Source organism: Phyllobacterium sp. RCAM01083 (assembly GCF_055685835.1).
Genome location: NZ_JBVFZN010000003.1, coordinates 101,551 through 117,485, shown reverse-complemented (window position 1 = coordinate 117,485; position 15,935 = coordinate 101,551). Strand labels below are relative to the sequence as shown.

The window sequence follows — 15,935 nt, the reverse complement described above, 5'->3', positions numbered from 1 at the left end:
GCGGGCAGGACGGTTGCGAACAGGGAGATGAGCGGTGGCACAGGACGGGATCTACGACATTTTCGTGATTGGCGGTGGCATCAATGGCTGCGGCATTGCCCGCGATGCGGTGGGGCGCGGCTACAGCGTGTGTCTGGCCGAGATGAACGACCTGGCCAGCGGCACCTCGTCGGCCTCCACCAAGCTGATCCATGGCGGGCTGCGCTATCTGGAATATTACGAGTTCCGCCTGGTGCGCGAGGCGCTGATGGAGCGCGAGGTGCTGTGGGCGGCGGCGCCGCACATCATCTGGCCGCTGCGCTTCGTGCTGCCGCACCATGCGGGGCTGCGCCCGGCCTGGCTGCTGCGGCTGGGCCTGTTCCTCTACGATCACATTGGCGGGCGCAGGAAGCTGCCCGCGACGCGCACGCTCGACATGACGCGCGATGCGGCGGCCAGGCCGCTGAAGTCGCTCTATACGCGGGCGTTCGAATATTCCGACTGCTGGGTCAATGATGCGCGGCTGGTGGCGCTCAATGCGCGCGATGCGGCCGACCGCGGCGCGGTGATCCGCACCCGCAGCAAGGTGACGGCGGCGCGGCGCGCGGCCGATGGCTGGACGCTGGACGTGCAGGACGCCCTGTCGGGCGCGGTGGAGACGGTGCGGGCGCGGCTCGTGGTCAATGCGGCCGGTCCCTGGGTGGACGAGGTCCTGACCGGCGTGGCCGGGCTCAAGGCGGCGCACAATGTGCGCCTGGTGCAGGGCAGCCACATCGTGGTGCGCAAAAAGTTCGACGATCCGCGCGCCTATTTCTTCCAGAACACCGACGGACGCATCATCTTCGCCATTCCCTATGAGCAGGAATTCACGCTGATCGGCACGACGGACCAGGATTATCACGGCAATCCGGCCGAGGTGACGATCACCGCTGCGGAGACCGATTATCTCTGCGCGGCGGCCAGCGAATATTTTGCCGCACCGGTGCAGCGCGCCGATGTGGTGTGGAGCTATTCGGGGGTGCGCCCGCTCTATGATGACGGGGCCTCGAAGGCGCAGGAGGCGACGCGCGACTATGTGCTGAAAAGCGATGCGCCGGCGGGGCTGGCGCCGCTGATGAACATATTCGGCGGCAAGATCACCACCTACCGGCGGCTGGCGGAGCACATGCTGGAGAAGATCGAGGAGAAGCTCGGGGCCAGGGGCAAGCCATGGACGGCGGCCGGCACGCTGCCGGGCGGCGATTTCCCGGCGGACGGTTTTGCGGCGCAGCTGCAGCGGCTGCAAGCCGATTACCCCTTCCTCGAAACGCGCCATGCCTACCGGCTCGTACGGCTCTACGGCACGCGGGCCTGGGTGCTGTTGGGCACGGCGGCATCCCTAGCCGATCTCGGCGAGCATTTCGGCTGGGATCTCTACGCGGCGGAGGTGCGCTACCTCATCGCGCAGGAATGGGCGATGACCGCGCAGGATGTCCTGTGGCGGCGCACCAAGGTCGGCCTGCATGTCACCGGCGCAGAAACCGCCGCCCTCGAAACCTTCATGGCCAAAACCGTCCTGCGCCGAGCGCAATAGCAGGTGGCGGCTGGCCGCGAGGCCAGCCCATTCAGTGACGTGTAAGCGGTTGTGAATGCGCGTTTTATTTTCACTTTACATTCCTTGCCTTCGCGTTTGGTTTCGGTTATCGTTTCATCAACGACAAATGATCGCTTAGACAGCGGCTGTATCCGGTGGAACGCTAGAGTTGGGGTGGCACGTGCAAGCACGTCCTTACGGGCTCATTGTTTTCGGAGTTGATCTCGACGGCTGCGGCGTTGCCCAGCCCGCCGCGGACACGGCGTTTTGCGGGGTATCCGATAGCAGGGTCTGGCGCTTCTCCGATCATGAGCCTGCCGGACCAGCGTGTATGCCGTCACTTCTTTTGAGCATGGCCGCCAGTCCAAAACGCGCCGCTTGCCGCGGCGCAATGGCTGCTCAGAACCTTGTTTTCAATTCACCATCCGACATCCAAACCAAGGGGATCGCAATCCGTCTGGGGAGCCGGGAGGCTTGCGGTTGCGATCTCTGGCCGAGCCGAAACACCACACCGAACGCAAGAGAAGAAACAGGAGGAAAGTATGACGAAATATGTTGGATCCATTGATCAGGGCACAACCAGTTCCCGCTTCATCATCTTTGATCGAAAGGGTACTGTCATTGCCGTCGATCAAAAGGAACACGAGCAGATATTTCCCAAACCCGGCTGGGTTGAACACAACGCGATCGAGATCTGGCGCAACACGATGAGCGTCGTTGCCGGTGCGCTCAAGAAAGCCAAGCTTTCCGCATCGGATCTGGTCTCGGTCGGTATCACCAACCAGCGCGAAACAAGCGTTCTCTGGGACAAGAAGACGGGCGCGCCGCTGCACAATGCCGTGGTCTGGATGGATACCCGTACGGACCAGCTCGTCGGCCGCTACGCGAAGGACGGTGGCAAGGATCGGCTGCGCGAAAAGACAGGTCTGCCGCTTGCGACCTATTTTTCCGGATTGAAGCTGCATTGGCTTCTCGACAACGTGCCCGGCGCGCGTGCCAAGGCTGAGGCAGGAGAGGTGCTTTTCGGCAATATCGATACCTGGCTGGTCTGGAACCTCACCGGCGGCGCCGATGGCGGCATTCACATCACGGATGTGACGAATGCCTCCCGCACGCAGCTGATGAACCTCAAGACCCTGGATTGGGATGACGAGATCCTCAAGCTCTTCAACATTCCGCGCGCCTGCCTGCCGACCATCCGCTCGTCGAGTGAAGTCTATGGCGAGATCAAGGCTGCGCCGCTTCAGGGCGTGCCCGTTGCCGGCATTCTCGGCGATCAGCAGGCGGCATTGTTCGGCCAGGCATGTCTCAATCCGGGTGAAGCCAAGAATACCTATGGTACCGGCTGCTTCATGCTGATGAATACGGGTGAAAAGCTCGTTCCATCGACCTTCGGCCTGCTGACGACGGTCGGCTACAAGCTCGGGGACAAGAAGGCGGTTTATGCGCTCGAAGGTTCCATCGCCATCACCGGCGCCCTCGTGCAATGGCTGCGTGACAACCTCGGCATCATTCAGACAAGCCCCGACGTCGAAGCTTTGGCCCGGACGGTGGAAGACAATGGCGACGTATATTTTGTCCCGGCGTTTTCCGGTCTTTATGCGCCGCATTGGAAGGACAGCGCCCGCGGCGTCATTGCCGGCCTGACACGTTTTGCCAACAAGGGACACATCGCCCGTGCGGCGCTCGAGGCCAGCGCCTACCAGGTGCGCGAAGTGCTCGACGCCATGGTCAAGGACTCCAAGGTCGAGATCAAGGAACTGCGCACGGATGGCGGCATGACCGTCAATGAATTGCTGATGCAGTTCCAGTCGGACATTCTCGACGTGCCGGTCGTGCGCCCGAAGGTCATCGAGACCACGGCCCTCGGTGCGGCCTACGCGGCCGGTCTCGCCGTCGGTTACTGGAAATCCACCAATGACATCGTGGAAAACTGGGGCGTCGACAAGCGTTGGCATCCGGCCATGTCAAAGGCCGAGCGTACCAAGCTCTTTGCCGCCTGGAACAAGGCTGTAACCCGTTCGCTTGACTGGGTGGATTAATACATCGTCAATTGGAGGGAGCTGCGCTCGTTGCAGCTCCCTTTGTTCCGTTCATCATCATTTTTAGGAGGAGGAGACTATGCATACACCATTTATCGGTGAACTATTGGGGACGATGATGCTCATCATTCTCGGCGACGGCGTCGTTGCCGGTGTTTTGCTGCAGGGTTCGAAGGCGCAGAATGCGGGCTGGGTGGCAATCACCGCCGGCTGGGCATTTGCGGTGCTCGCGGGCGTGTTTGTCGCCACATCGACAGGCAGTCCCGACGCGCACATCAATCCGGCAGTGACAATCGGTTTTGCAGTTGTATCGGGCGATTATTCGAAGATCGCGTCCTATATTCCGGCTCAGCTGATTGGCGCCTTCCTCGGCGGGGTCATCGTCTGGCTGCAATATCTGCCGCATTGGGCGAAAACATCGGACGCCGGCCTGAAACTTGCAGTTTTCTGCACGGGACCGGCCATTCGGAATACGGGGGCGAACCTTATCAGTGAAATCATCGGCACCTTCGTGCTGGTCTTCGTCATTGCCGCCATCTTCTCGAAAGCGGTTGCAGGCGCCGGCATCACCCCGGCCATCGGACCTTACATGGTTGCCATGCTGGTCTGGGCCATCGGCCTGTCGCTCGGCGGAACCACCGGTTACGCCATCAATCCGGCCCGCGATCTTGGACCGCGCATTGCTCACGCCGTGCTGCCGATCTCCGGCAAGGGCGGCTCCGATTGGGGCTATTCGTGGATTCCGGTGGTCGGTCCTATCGTTGGTGCTATCATTGCTGCGTTCTTCATCAAGGCCCTGATTTAACCCAAGGAGGCTGGCATGAAAAAGCTGATCAACGCTCCCGACGCTGTCGTGGAGGAAGCTCTGGACGGCATGACTGCCGCCCATGGCGATCTGATCCGAGTCCACCGCAACCCCAATTTCATCACGCGGGCCGATGCGCCCGTTCGGGGAAAAACCGCCCTCCTTTCGGGGGGCGGCAGCGGTCATGAACCCATGCATGGCGGCTTTGTCGGCCGGGGCATGCTCGATGCAGCCTGTCCGGGAGCGGTCTTCACCAGCCCGACCCCGGACCAGATGCTGGAAGCATCAAAGGCGGTCAACGGCGGCGCAGGCATTCTTCACATCGTCAAGAACTACACCGGCGATGTGATGAATTTCGAAATGGCCGCCGATCTTGCCCGGGCAGAGGGCATCGATGTCGAAAGTGTTGTCATCGACGATGACGTGGCGGTGAAGGACTCGACGTGGACCGCCGGCCGGCGCGGCGTCGCCACGACGGTTTTGGCGGAGAAGATATGCGGCGGAGCCGCAGAAGCCCGGATGCCGCTCGCACCGGTGGCGGATCTTTGCCGCAGGGTCAATGCCAACGGCCGCTCCATGGGCATGGCATTGTCGGCCTGCACCGTGCCGCATGCGGGCAAGCCATCCTTCATCCTGCAGGAGGATGAGATGGAAATCGGTATCGGCATTCATGGCGAGCCGGGCCGGCACCGGGTGAAGCTGGAGAGTGCGGATCGCGTGGCGGAAATGCTGCTCGAGCCCATTCTCGAGGACCTGCCTTTCAAGAGCGGCGACAATGTGCTTCTCTTCGTCAATGGCATGGGGGGAACGCCGCAGATCGAACTGTATATCGTCTATCGCAAGGCATATGAGATCGCGGCGAAACACGGGCTGAAAGTCGTCCGCAATCTTGTCGGGTCCTATGTCACCAGTCTGGAAATGGCGGGATGCTCGATCACCCTGCTGAAGCTGGACGATGAAATGGTGAAGTTCTGGGACGCTCCGGTGGTCACGCCATCGCTGCGTTGGGGCGCCTGACATGATCGGCTGAAGCCCTCTGCCCGGGCTTCGGCCAAGCTGCGAAATCAAGTCCCATCCCGTTCGCGGGGTGGGACCATTGCTGTCAAAATCTATCCGGGAGATACTCAAATGGATGTGCTGTCCGTCGCAACGCTTGTCACGTGGATCAACCGTGCTGCCGATGTCTACGAGCGTGAAAAGGCCTATCTGACGGAACTCGATGCGCCGATTGGCGATAGCGATCACGGCGAGAACATGGCCCGCGGCTTCCTCGCGGTCAAAGCCAAACTGGCGGATCAGTCATTCCCGGATGCCGCTGCTGTCTTCAAGACGGCGGCGATGACATTGCTCTCGACCGTGGGCGGCGCCAGCGGTCCGCTCTATTCGACATTTTTTCTCAGCGCTGCGGTGAAGGCGACGGGCAAGGCTGATCTCACCCTTGCCGACTGGACGGCCTGCCTGGAAGCCGCCCTTGCTGGCATCGTGCAGCGCGGCAAGGCGGCGCTGGGCGACAAGACCATGATCGATGCGCTGTCTCCTGCCGCCGATGCGCTGAAGCAGGCCGCCGGCAAGCCGCTCGCCGAAGCGCTGGCCCTGAGCGCGGCGGCGGCCGAAACCGGCATGAAGGCAACCATTCCGCTCGTGGCACACAAGGGCCGAGCGAGTTATCTCGGAGACCGCAGCGTGGGGCATCAGGATCCCGGCGCGACGTCCACCCATTACCTGCTCAAGACACTCGCTGATGTTGCCGCAGCATGAGCGGCGCGTCTGATCACGTCGCGCTCATCCTCGTTTCGCATTCCCGCATGCTTGCCGAGGGGGTCGCCGCGCTGGCGCGGCAGATGACCGGGGATACGGTCACGATCATCTGCGCCGCCGGGATGGGGGACAATGGTGACGAGATCGGCACCGACGCCATGCGTATTCTCGAAGCCCTGACCGAGGCGGACCATCCGGCGGGCTGTCTCGTGCTCATGGATCTCGGCAGCGCACTTCTGTCGGCGGAGATGGCGCTGGACCTGACCGAGGGCGACCAGCGCACGCGTGTGATTTTATCGGCGGCGCCGTTTGTCGAAGGTGCCATCGCGGCTGCGGTGGCGGCGGGGCAGGGCCTGCCGCGCGCGGAGGTTGAACGTCAGGCGGTGCAGGCGCTGCGGCCCAAGATCGAGCAGCTGGGCGGTGAGGTGTCGTCCGCGCCGGAGGCCGCACCGGCAGATACCGGCGCGCCCGATGCCACGGCGGAGGCGGTCATTCCGGATCCGCATGGTCTGCATGCGCGCCCCGCCGCGCAGGTTGCGGCACTGGCTGCAAAATTCAAATCGCAGATCGGCATTGCCCGGGCGGAAGGCAACAAATCAGCCGCTTCGGCGGTCAGCATGATCGACCTCATGACGCTTGGCGTGCGGCAAGGCGATCGCCTCATCATCACGGCGAGCGGTGCGGATGCACAAGAGGCCGTATCCGCCATGCGCGACCTGATCCGGAGCCTGGCCGGCAAGGCCGACCCTGCAGCAGCACCGGCACAGGTCGTTGCGAAAGGCAATGCGACCCCCGTTTCTCCGGGAATCGCCGTTGGACCGCTGACTGTTCTCAAGCGCCCCGTGCTCGAGGTGTCGAACGCATCCATTGCCGATCCGCTGGCCGAAATTGCTCGTCTGGATGCCGTCATTGCCTCCGTCGGCGAAACCCTGGGCAAGACGCATGGCATGGCGGGAGATATTGCGGCCGTTCAAATCGGACTTCTGGCTGAGCCGGGACTCATTCCCGCTGCCCGGACCAAAATCACCGATGAAAAATTGAATGCAACCGCGGCGGTTTCAGCGGTTTTTGACAAGGCGGCACTGGCATATCGCAGCCTTGAGGATGCCTATCTGCGTGCGCGCGAAGCCGATCTGCTCGATCTGCGCGATACAATCATCGCGGCGTTGCTCGGCCGTGCGGCGTTTGAACTGCCGGCCGGGCCGCCAGCCATCCTGCTTGCAGACGAGTTGCCGCCGTCCGTAGCCCTTGTTCTCGATCCCGCTCAGGTCCTCGGCGTGATCGAGCGGCGCGGCGGCGCGACATCGCATGCGGCAATCCTGTTGCGCGGGGCCGGTATTCCAGCCATCGCCAATGCCGGAGGACTTGTTCCGGCGGATGCGGCAACCGTTGCATTCGATGGCGCCACTGGTGCTGTTCTGTTCGATCCGACGCCGGAGCAGAGCGCGCCTTTCCTCAAAGCGCGTGATGAAGAAAAGCTGGATGCTTCCGGCTCCCCCCTGATTGACGGCAGCATCGAAATGCGGGACGGGCGCCGAATTGAGCTGTGGGCCAATGTTGTCGGCGTTGGCGATGCCAAGGCTGCAGTGAAAGCTGGTGCCTTGGGCATCGGCCTGCTGCGCACCGAAATGATGTTCCTCGACCGGCAGGAGGCCCCCGGTGAAATCGAGCAGATGCGCGAACTCAAAGCGATCTTCGATGTATTCGCGGGCAAGCCGATTGTCGTGCGCACGCTGGACGCCGGAGGGGACAAGCCTGTTCCCTATATGAACATGCCTGAAGAAGCCAACCCGTTCCTTGGTGTGCGTGGCCTGCGTCTTTCCCTCGCGGAACCGGCAATCTTCCAGACGCAGCTGCGTGCGATCCTGCGCGCTGCCGCCGGGCACGATGTGCGGATCATGCTGCCCATGGTGACGCAGGTCGATGAACTGCACGCGGCGCGCCGGGCCCTGGACGAGGCACACGCGGCACTCGATGCTGCAAAAATCGATCATCGCTGGCCGATTGATCTCGGCATCATGGTTGAGGTGCCGGCTGCCGCGCTGACGGCGAAACAGTTTGCGCATGCGGCGGATTTCTTTTCCATCGGCACCAACGATCTGACCCAGTACACCCTTGCGGCGGAGCGGGGCAATCCACGGCTTGGCACCTTTGCCGACGCCGCCCATCCGGCCGTGCTTTCCCTCATCCGCGATGTTGTCGACGCGGCGGGAGTGACCAATATTCCGGCTTCCGTCTGTGGTGAAGCCGCAGGCGATCCCGATGCAGCCCTTCTTCTTGTCGCGTCCGGCGTGACCAAGCTCAGCATGGGGGCGGCATCCCTGCCGCGTGTGGCAAAGCGATTGCTCGGAACAGAGGTAAACCTGCGGGATCTGCGGGACCGCTGGCAGGATGCTGCTTCAGCGGCTGATGTGCGGAAAACCCTTTCGGACGGTGCACCCGGCGATCAGCGTTCGACGAAACGGGCTTGAACCGTTCAGTGATGCCCGCCTGAAGCCTGGCTCGTTTCAGGTTTCCGGATGAAGAACGCTGCGACAACGGCACCCAGCGAGATAATCGCCCCGCAGAGAAAAGCGATTTTGATGCCGCCGGTGGTGGCGGTCAGAATATCGGCCCCGCCCGCAGCGAGGCTCGCCGAACGCAAGGTCATGATGGCGACAAACAGCGCCGTTCCCGCCGCGCCGGCCACCTGCTGGGTGGTGCCGATCATGGCGCTGCCGTGAGAATAAAGCTGTGGCGGCAATGAACCGAGGCTGACCGTGAACAGGGGCGTGAACATGAGCGCGAGGCCGATGCTCAGCACAATATGCGCGATCAAAAGGACCCAGAAGGGCGTGTCCTGCTGCACGAAGACGAGACCCCACAGCACCAGGCTCAAGACGATGGCGCCGGGGATGATCAGCGGCTTCGGTCCGTACTTGTCGAAGAGGCTGCCGACAGTGGGCGCGCAAAGACCCATGATCAGGCCGCCCGGCAACATCAGCAATCCCGTCTCCAGCGTGGAAAGCCCGAGGACGTTCTGCAGATAAAGCGGCAGCAGGATGAAAACGCCGAACATCGACATCATCAGGATCGCCATCATCGCGGTCGATATCGCGAATGTCCGTATCGTCAATGTGCGCAGGTCGAGCAGGGCCCGCTCCTGCTTTTGCAACTGCAGCTGGCGCAGGACGAAAACCGCGATCACCACCGCTCCCAGCACAAGCGGGAACCAGGGCGATACGGCCGGGGTATGGATGGCGGCTTCACCCAAACCGCTGAGGCCGTAAACGAAACTGCCGAAACCGATGGCCGAGAGAATGATGGAGAGGATATCGATCGGCGCCTTGATCGGAACCGTTACATTGCGCATGCGCAGGGTGCCGAGAGCCAGCGCCAGCAGCGAGATCGGCAGGACCAGCAGAAACAGCCAGCGCCAGTCGAGCGCGGAAAGGATCAGCCCGGAAATGGTCGGTCCGATGGCCGGGGCCACGGAAATGACAATGGAGATGTTGCCCATGGTCTTGCCGCGCGTTTCCGGCGGCACGAGATTCATGATCGTGGTCATGAGCAATGGCATCATCACCGCGGTGCCGGACGCCTGGACGATCCGTCCGACGACCAGCTCCGGGAAACCCGGTGCCAGCGCGCATACCAATGTGCCGGTGCTGAACAGCGACATGGCCAGAATGAACACCTGCCGCGTATGCAGCCGCTGCAGCAGAAAGCCGGTGATCGGAATCACCACGGCCATGGTCAGCATGAACGCCGTGGTCAGCCACTGGGCAGCACTTGCCGTGATTTTCAGATCCGCCATCAAGTGCGGCAGCGCCACGCCCATGATGGTTTCATTGAGAATGACGACAAATGCCGACACCAGGAGCAGGGCAATGACAAGCCTGTTGCGGGCGCTATGGTCTTGCACGGGAGACGCAGACGACGTCCCATCGGCATAGGTCGGTGTATCATGGGTCATGGAGCTGCCTTGATTTGATATGGAATCTGGGTAGGCCCGGTTTGTCCGGCAACAGAAGCGCTTGATGCGTCTCATCGGTGATGACGAACCACCACGGGAGATTTCGACGGGTGCGATGGATTATTTTGAAATGTACATCGGCAAAGCGAGGCTCAGCATTGAACGAGGCATCGGAACAAATTCCTTGCGGACTCAAACGCGACTCATGGGAACAAGCATTCTCATTTGATTGCCCATAATGCAATAGAACGAATTCTGACAGACATAAATATTTGATATCACATTCCGGAGCCGACCGCTTCGCGCCTCCGGCGGATATGTATGTCTTCAAGTACGGCTTTAGGAATTTAATGTCGTCAATGAAATGAAAATTATAGCGATATATTAAATAGATGCCGTATTTTCATGATAAATTAAATAATGAATTCGTGCGCTTACCAATGTAAGCGCACGGTTCGCTTCTGTGCTGGAAGCAACTATTTTGCGAGTTTATCCCAACCATCGGCAACCGCCTTGATCGCGCCGGAGAAGCTGGTCAAATTGGTTGGAAAACGCACTTTCTCATAGGCGCTGGCCGGCAGCATTTTCGTCTTCACGTCGTCTGGCAGCGCGATGTCCCGGGTCGGATGGGCATAGCCCTGGGCGAGGAGCAGCTGTCCTTCATCGGAGAACAGATAGTCGACGGCAACCTTTGCCGCGTTCGGGTGCGGTGCGACCGAACTGATGTACTGGGCGAACAGCATTCCAACGGTACCGTCGGTGGGAATGATGACCTTGAGCGGCAAGCCGGTCGCATCGCGCTTGGCAAAGCCGTCAAAATCATAGACCAGGGAAATCGGGCATTCGCCCTTTTGCACGGAGCCGACATTCAGGACAACGCCGTTGCGCAGGTTGCCACTGTCGCGCAGTGTTTTGAACCAGTCGAGGCCGGGCTGCACATTGGCCTCGCTGCCGCCATTGGCATAGGCTGCGGCAAGGACGGAGGCTGTTGCGTAGGTCGAGATGCGCGGATCGCGGCTGCAGACCATGTCCTTGTATTGCGGCTTGAGCAGGTCATTCCAGGTCTGCGGCAGCTCCTTCACCTTGTCCGTGTTGACGAGGAAAGCGATGGCGCCCCAATAGGATGCGGCCCAACGGCCTTCAGGGTCCTTGTATTGCGGCTTTATGCTGTCCCACGAGGTATTCTTGTAGCTGGCAGCCAGGCCGTTCTCCAGCAGACGCGCGGTGAAATCGTAGCCGATATCGGCAATATCCATGACCGGTGCATCCTTCTCGGCGAGAAGGTGCGTTATCTGTTCCGCCGATGTCATGTCGGTATCGACATGTTTGAGCGCGTATTTGCTTTCAATATTGGCGAAGATGGTACCGAGATTGACCCAGTCGTCCGACATGCCATAGCTGACATATTGGCCTTCCTTCCTGGCGGCGGCGAGCTTGTCGTCGGCCATCGCCGGCAGAAGCTGGGCGCTGAAGACGGCAGCGCCGATGATCATGGTAACGAGTTTCTTGGTCATGGTTTTCTCCAGAGGCGGGTTTGTTCGATACACACCGCTCCCGCTTGCGGCGTGCATATCGGTGTTTGCGTTCAGTGCGGGGTATCGGCTCTCGCGTTCTGGCGAACCAGCGTTGCACTCCACAGGATGGCAAGTGAAATGAGCCAGGCGAATGCAAAGCTCATGAAGGCAAGGGCGCTTGCCTGCCGGGCATCGGAACGCGTGAACTCGACGAGATAGATCGGAAAGGTCTTGAAGCGCGTGCCGGTCAGCAGATTGGCAAGGACGAACTCGGCGAAGGCCGTGGAAAAGACCAGCAGGCTGCCGTTGACAATGCCAGGTGCGATGTTGGGCACGATAACCCGCAGCAAAACCTGTGCGGGGTTGGCACCAAGGCTTTGGGCCGCCTCTGAAAGCCTGTTCGTATCCACGCTTTCAAGGGCATTCATCACCGCGCGGTACATGAACGGCAGCGTGATGATGACATAGGCCGCGATCAGAAGATTGGGCGTGTTGATGAGGGGGAGCGGCAGCTTTGAATAGAGGCGGATGAGAGCAAGCGCCAGCACCACCCCCGATAGGGAAAAGGGCACGAGCGACAGGAATTCCAGCCATGGCTTGGCCCGCGGCATGCGCGCATGGACCAGATAGGCCGCTGGCACCACAAGGATTAGCGAAACGAAGACTGACAATGCGGATAGCCAGAGCGAATTCATCAGCGTATCGAGGAACGCCGAGCGCGATGAAACCTTGATCCACCAGTTCAGCGTCAGTCCTTCCGGCCACAGGGTCCGGTCCCAGCGGGTTGCGACGGAAAACAGCGCCGTTGCGATGACCGGGACGATCATGAACGCGATGAAGGAACCGATGACCGGCGCCCGCCATGTGAGTGATTTCATGGTCATGCGGTATGCCTCATGCGGCGCATGAAATGCTGATAGGCAACGAGGCAGCTTCCCATGACAAGCAGCGAAAGAACCGCAAGCGCATCAGCCAGTGCCGGGTCAAGCTTCACCTCGCCGCGCACGAGGGCGGCGATCTGCACAGGGATGATATTGACGTCGGAACCGGTGAGGGTCCACGCGGTCGCATAGGCGCCGAAGGCATTGGCGAACAACAGGAAAAAACTTGCCAGCATTGCCGGCGCGAGAACGGGCAGTCCGATGCCGGTCCAATATTGCAGGCCGGAAGCGCCGAGGCATTCCGCTGCTTCCCGCCACTCCCGCCGCAGCCCCTTCAGCGCGGGGATGACGAGCAAAATGGCCAGCGGCAGCTGGAAATAGAGGTATGCGATACCCAGGCCGCCGATCGAATAAATCCGGAAACCGGGATAGAGGTCGATACCGGCATAGCCCAGGAGGATCGTGATGAAGCCGGTTGAGCCAAGCGTGATGACAAAGGCAAAGGCAAGCGGGGCACCGCCGAAATTTGCCGTGACATTGGCAAGGGCGGTCAGCGACAGCCGGACGGTGGCGTTGGAGGATGTGGCAATGGCATAGGCGACGATCGTCCCCAAAAGAGTCCCGCCCAGGGCCGTTGCGAAAGACAATTGCAGGCTGTTGGCGAAGGCTGTGGCGATGGATGGCGTCAATGCCCGCGCAAAATTGCCCAGCAGCAAGCCGTCCGGCCCGCTCAAACTCGACTTCACCAGCATGAGGACCGGCAGGATTTCGAAGGCGCTGACGAATGCCAGCAGTGGCAGAAGGCCCAACCAGGTGCGGTTGAGCTTTCCCAACCCAATCCTCTTCACGGAAGCACCACCACCGTGCCGTCACACGCCACGATGACGTCGCCGTCAAACAGGGAACAGACCTGCCGCGCCACCTCGTCGTCATCCGTATCCGGATAGAGATGCGTCAGCAGTACGCGTTTTACCCCGGCAGACGCTGCGAGGCGGCCAACGCCATCGGCCGTGAGATGATCCGCCGTGACAAAACCTGTGGGGAAGGAGCACTCGCAGGCGAAAAGGTCTGCCTTGCGGGCCAGTCCGGCAAGAGCGGCGCTTTCGATTGCATCGCCGGAATAAACAAAGACCCGGCCATTGGCTTCAAGCCGGAATGCCAGGCTGTTGTCCGTATGGCCGGTCAGTGCTGTTTCGATGACGAAGCCGGGAAAATCATGCCGGCCGGCAGTCAATTCGACGATATTCAGTTCGTAGTTTTCCGGCACCGTACCGTCGAACAGGTTCATGACGCCGGCAACGAAATCGCTCAAACCCTTGCAGCCCATGAGGGTGAGGGGTGTCGTGCGGGTCCATCCGGGTGTGGCATTGAAAGCCTGCAGCAAGGCGATGAGATCGAGCACATGGTCGGAATGCAGGTGGGAGATAAAAACCTTGTCGAGGTCGCGGTAGCTGAACCCTGCCGAATGCAGGCGCGCCAGCGTTCCCGCACCCATATCAAACAACAGCCGCTCTTCGGCGATATCAACGAGGTAGCCGGATGGGCTGCGGTTGGCGCAGGGAAGGACGGTGCCTGCTCCGAGTACTGTCACGTGCATGATTCATTCCTGGTAGCATCCTGTCCTTGGCACGAAGAGATTGCTTGGATAGGATTTGTTTTTTATTACGAAACAGTGTTTACTATTAACACGTGTCTGTTTAATGACAGGTAGGAGGAATTGTGCGCAATGGCTGAAGATCTCTACCGGGTACAGAGCGTGGGACGAGCGCTCGATATCGTCGACAAGATCGCGGGTTCGGGGCGGGAGGGGGCGCGTCTGACTGACCTTGCGCGGGATGTCGGCATCACGAAAGCGGCGGCCTATGCCATTCTGCTGACGCTGAAGGCACGCGGCATCGTGACGGATGTGGGTGAGGGAATGACGCGGCGCTACCTGCTCGGCCTTGCCCTGGTGCGCCTGGGGGATCTCGCTATCAGCGGAACGGGGATCGCCGACGTTGCAATGCCGGTGCTGCGCCAGTTGACGCAGTCGATAGGCATCACCTCGCGCGTTGCCATCTGGGACGAGGACGCAGCCGTGGTGATCGGCAGGGCCGACGCCCCCGATGCCATTCGATTCGAAGCGGCGCTTGGCCGGCGCGAACGGCCGCATTGTTCGGCAGTCGGCAAAATCTTTCTGGCGGCCATGGCGCGCGAAGATGCGGTAACCATTCTGGAGCGTGTCGGATACCCCGCGCGCACCGCCAAGACGCTCAGCTCGATACCGGCATTGAGCGCTGCGCTCGATCTCGTGACCGAGCGGCATTATGCGATCGATGACGAGGAAGATCACGAAGGTGTGGTCTGTGTCGCTGCCGGTGTCTTCGGACATGATGGCACTGCCGTGGGGGCGATCAGCGTGACGACTTTGAAACAGCTGCTGCCGGATGCTGCGGTACCGGCGATGGCGCGATCGCTGATCGAACATGCCGACCGCATTGCCGCGGCACTGGGCGGCCTGCCGTCCGCCACGGCCTGGCGCATGAAATCAAGGGCAGGCACAGCAAAACCATGAATGTTTCCATGAGCGATGCCGCGCTTTCCGCGCGTTACGATTTCGCGGTTTCACTGGCGCAGCAGGCGGGTGCGGTCGCCATGCGCCACTTCCGCAGGTCTGACGGTCTCGGCATCATCGAGAAGGGGCCGCAGGACCTGGTCACCGCAGCGGATCACGCGGTCGATGCTCTCATCCGCAATGCGATCCAAAGCCGATTTCCGGATGACGGCATTCTGACCGAGGAGTCCGGAGGAGACATCAGCGCGCAGGTGTGGGTTGTCGATCCCATCGACGGCACGGGAAATTTTGCCCGTGGTATCGCCGGCTTTGCCATCTCAATTGCTTTCAGCCTCAATGGCGATACGCGGATCGGCGTGGTGTTTGATCCCGTGGCTGAGGAATTGTTTGTTGCGCGCCGCGGGCATGGGGCGTTCTGCAATGGTGAGCGCATGCGGGTGAGCACAACCGCGACGATGGGGCGGGCGGCGGTTGAAGCGGGCTATTCCAGAAGGACACCGTCGAGCGAATATCTGGCCTTGATGGCGCGTCTGCTCGATGCGGGTTGCGAGTGCGTGCAATTCGGTTCAGCGGCGCGCGGCCTGGCTCAGGTCGCCGCAGGGCGCATTGACGGCTATGTCGAGGCGCATCTCTTTGCCTGGGATGTGCTTGCCGGTTTGCTGCTTGTCGAAGAAGCCGGCGGGTACGCCGATCCGTTTCCCCTTGAAGGCAATGGGCAGAAGGGGCTGCCGGTCCGTGCCTGTACATACGGGCTCGTTGGGCCGTTGGGGGAAGCCATGAATGGCGCCAGCGGCCGCTTGGACAAAATGTCGTAGACGAAATCGTCAAAACATCTTCAATATCATTTTGAAAATGCTGCGCATCCGGTTGATTT

Annotated in this window: 13 protein-coding genes; 8 read left to right on the top strand and 5 right to left on the bottom strand. The window is 61.0% G+C overall.

The window, feature by feature from the left end; genetic code table 11:
• Positions 1–34 precede the first annotated feature (34 nt).
• The 6 genes from glpD (at position 35) to ptsP (ending at position 8,628) form a co-directional block, all read left to right on the top strand.
• A complete protein-coding gene (gene glpD / locus ACZ25R_RS02150) occupies positions 35–1,552 on the top strand; it encodes a glycerol-3-phosphate dehydrogenase (protein WP_472459883.1) in 1,518 nt (505 codons plus the stop codon).
• Positions 1,553–2,094: 542 nt separating this feature from the next.
• Positions 2,095–3,594: a glycerol kinase GlpK gene (gene glpK, locus ACZ25R_RS02145; protein ID WP_346305877.1), complete on the top strand. Its 1,500-nt coding sequence runs from the start codon at positions 2,095–2,097 to the stop codon at positions 3,592–3,594.
• 79 nt (positions 3,595–3,673) lie between these two features.
• The gene (locus ACZ25R_RS02140; protein ID WP_223615868.1) at positions 3,674–4,399 is read left to right on the top strand and encodes an MIP/aquaporin family protein; all 726 of its coding nucleotides are present in this window, start codon (positions 3,674–3,676) and stop codon (positions 4,397–4,399) included.
• A 15-nt stretch (positions 4,400–4,414) separates the two neighbouring features.
• Entirely contained in the window at positions 4,415–5,416 is a 1,002-nt protein-coding gene (gene dhaK / locus ACZ25R_RS02135) for a dihydroxyacetone kinase subunit DhaK (RefSeq protein WP_223615867.1), read from the top strand.
• 111 nt (positions 5,417–5,527) lie between these two features.
• Positions 5,528–6,157: a dihydroxyacetone kinase subunit DhaL gene (dhaL, locus tag ACZ25R_RS02130; RefSeq protein ID WP_472459882.1), complete on the top strand. Its 630-nt coding sequence runs from the start codon at positions 5,528–5,530 to the stop codon at positions 6,155–6,157.
• On the top strand, positions 6,154–8,628 hold the full coding sequence (ptsP, locus tag ACZ25R_RS02125) for a phosphoenolpyruvate--protein phosphotransferase (RefSeq protein WP_472459881.1): 2,475 nt from the start codon (positions 6,154–6,156) through the stop codon (positions 8,626–8,628). The genes dhaL and ptsP overlap by 4 nt, the downstream gene beginning before the upstream one ends.
• Positions 8,629–8,633: 5 nt before the next feature.
• On the opposite strand, the gene ACZ25R_RS02120 is transcribed toward ptsP, so the two are convergent.
• The 5 genes from ACZ25R_RS02120 to ACZ25R_RS02100 all read right to left on the bottom strand — a co-directional run bounded on the left by ACZ25R_RS02120 (position 8,634) and on the right by ACZ25R_RS02100 (position 14,104).
• Complete coding sequence (locus ACZ25R_RS02120; RefSeq protein ID WP_472459880.1) at positions 8,634–10,112, bottom strand: MDR family MFS transporter; 1,479 nt, start codon at positions 10,110–10,112, stop codon at positions 8,634–8,636.
• 476 nt (positions 10,113–10,588) lie between these two features.
• Positions 10,589–11,626, bottom strand: coding sequence for an ABC transporter substrate-binding protein (locus ACZ25R_RS02115; RefSeq protein WP_472459879.1), 1,038 nt, complete (start codon positions 11,624–11,626; stop codon positions 10,589–10,591).
• A 71-nt stretch (positions 11,627–11,697) separates the two neighbouring features.
• Positions 11,698–12,510, bottom strand: coding sequence for an ABC transporter permease (locus ACZ25R_RS02110; protein ID WP_472459878.1), 813 nt, complete (start codon positions 12,508–12,510; stop codon positions 11,698–11,700).
• Positions 12,507–13,340 carry an ABC transporter permease gene (locus tag ACZ25R_RS02105; RefSeq protein WP_472459877.1) on the bottom strand — a complete coding sequence of 278 codons (834 nt, stop codon included), beginning with the start codon at positions 13,338–13,340 and terminating at the stop codon, positions 12,507–12,509. The genes ACZ25R_RS02110 and ACZ25R_RS02105 overlap by 4 nt, the downstream gene beginning before the upstream one ends.
• Before the next feature lie 11 nt (positions 13,341–13,351).
• Entirely contained in the window at positions 13,352–14,104 is a 753-nt protein-coding gene (locus tag ACZ25R_RS02100) for an MBL fold metallo-hydrolase (protein ID WP_472459876.1), read from the bottom strand.
• Between the two features lie 129 nt (positions 14,105–14,233).
• On the opposite strand from ACZ25R_RS02100, the gene ACZ25R_RS02095 reads away from it, so the two are divergent.
• Together ACZ25R_RS02095 and ACZ25R_RS02090 are read left to right on the top strand one after the other, a co-directional pair.
• A complete protein-coding gene (locus ACZ25R_RS02095; RefSeq protein ID WP_472459875.1) occupies positions 14,234–15,061 on the top strand; it encodes an IclR family transcriptional regulator in 828 nt (275 codons plus the stop codon).
• A gap of 8 nt (positions 15,062–15,069) precedes the next feature.
• Positions 15,070–15,876 (top strand): inositol monophosphatase family protein, encoded by an 807-nt coding sequence (locus tag ACZ25R_RS02090; RefSeq protein WP_472459874.1) that lies wholly within the window; start codon positions 15,070–15,072, stop codon positions 15,874–15,876.
• Positions 15,877–15,935 lie beyond the last annotated feature (59 nt).

Excerpts from the sequence above, each read along its gene's own strand:
- glpK (WP_346305877.1), top strand. The coding sequence starts at position 2,095 with ATGACGAAATATGTTGGATCCATTGATCAGGGCACAACCAGTTCCCGC.
- ACZ25R_RS02140 (WP_223615868.1), top strand. The coding sequence starts at position 3,674 with ATGCATACACCATTTATCGGTGAACTATTGGGGACGATGATGCTCATC.
- dhaK (WP_223615867.1), top strand. The coding sequence starts at position 4,415 with ATGAAAAAGCTGATCAACGCTCCCGACGCTGTCGTGGAGGAAGCTCTG.
- dhaL (WP_472459882.1), top strand. The coding sequence starts at position 5,528 with ATGGATGTGCTGTCCGTCGCAACGCTTGTCACGTGGATCAACCGTGCT.
- ptsP (WP_472459881.1), top strand. The coding sequence starts at position 6,154 with ATGAGCGGCGCGTCTGATCACGTCGCGCTCATCCTCGTTTCGCATTCC.
- ACZ25R_RS02120 (WP_472459880.1), bottom strand. The coding sequence starts at position 10,112 with ATGACCCATGATACACCGACCTATGCCGATGGGACGTCGTCTGCGTCT.
- ACZ25R_RS02115 (WP_472459879.1), bottom strand. The coding sequence starts at position 11,626 with ATGACCAAGAAACTCGTTACCATGATCATCGGCGCTGCCGTCTTCAGC.
- ACZ25R_RS02110 (WP_472459878.1), bottom strand. The coding sequence starts at position 12,510 with ATGACCATGAAATCACTCACATGGCGGGCGCCGGTCATCGGTTCCTTC.
- ACZ25R_RS02100 (WP_472459876.1), bottom strand. The coding sequence starts at position 14,104 with ATGCACGTGACAGTACTCGGAGCAGGCACCGTCCTTCCCTGCGCCAAC.
- ACZ25R_RS02095 (WP_472459875.1), top strand. The coding sequence starts at position 14,234 with ATGGCTGAAGATCTCTACCGGGTACAGAGCGTGGGACGAGCGCTCGAT.
- ACZ25R_RS02090 (WP_472459874.1), top strand. The coding sequence starts at position 15,070 with ATGAGCGATGCCGCGCTTTCCGCGCGTTACGATTTCGCGGTTTCACTG.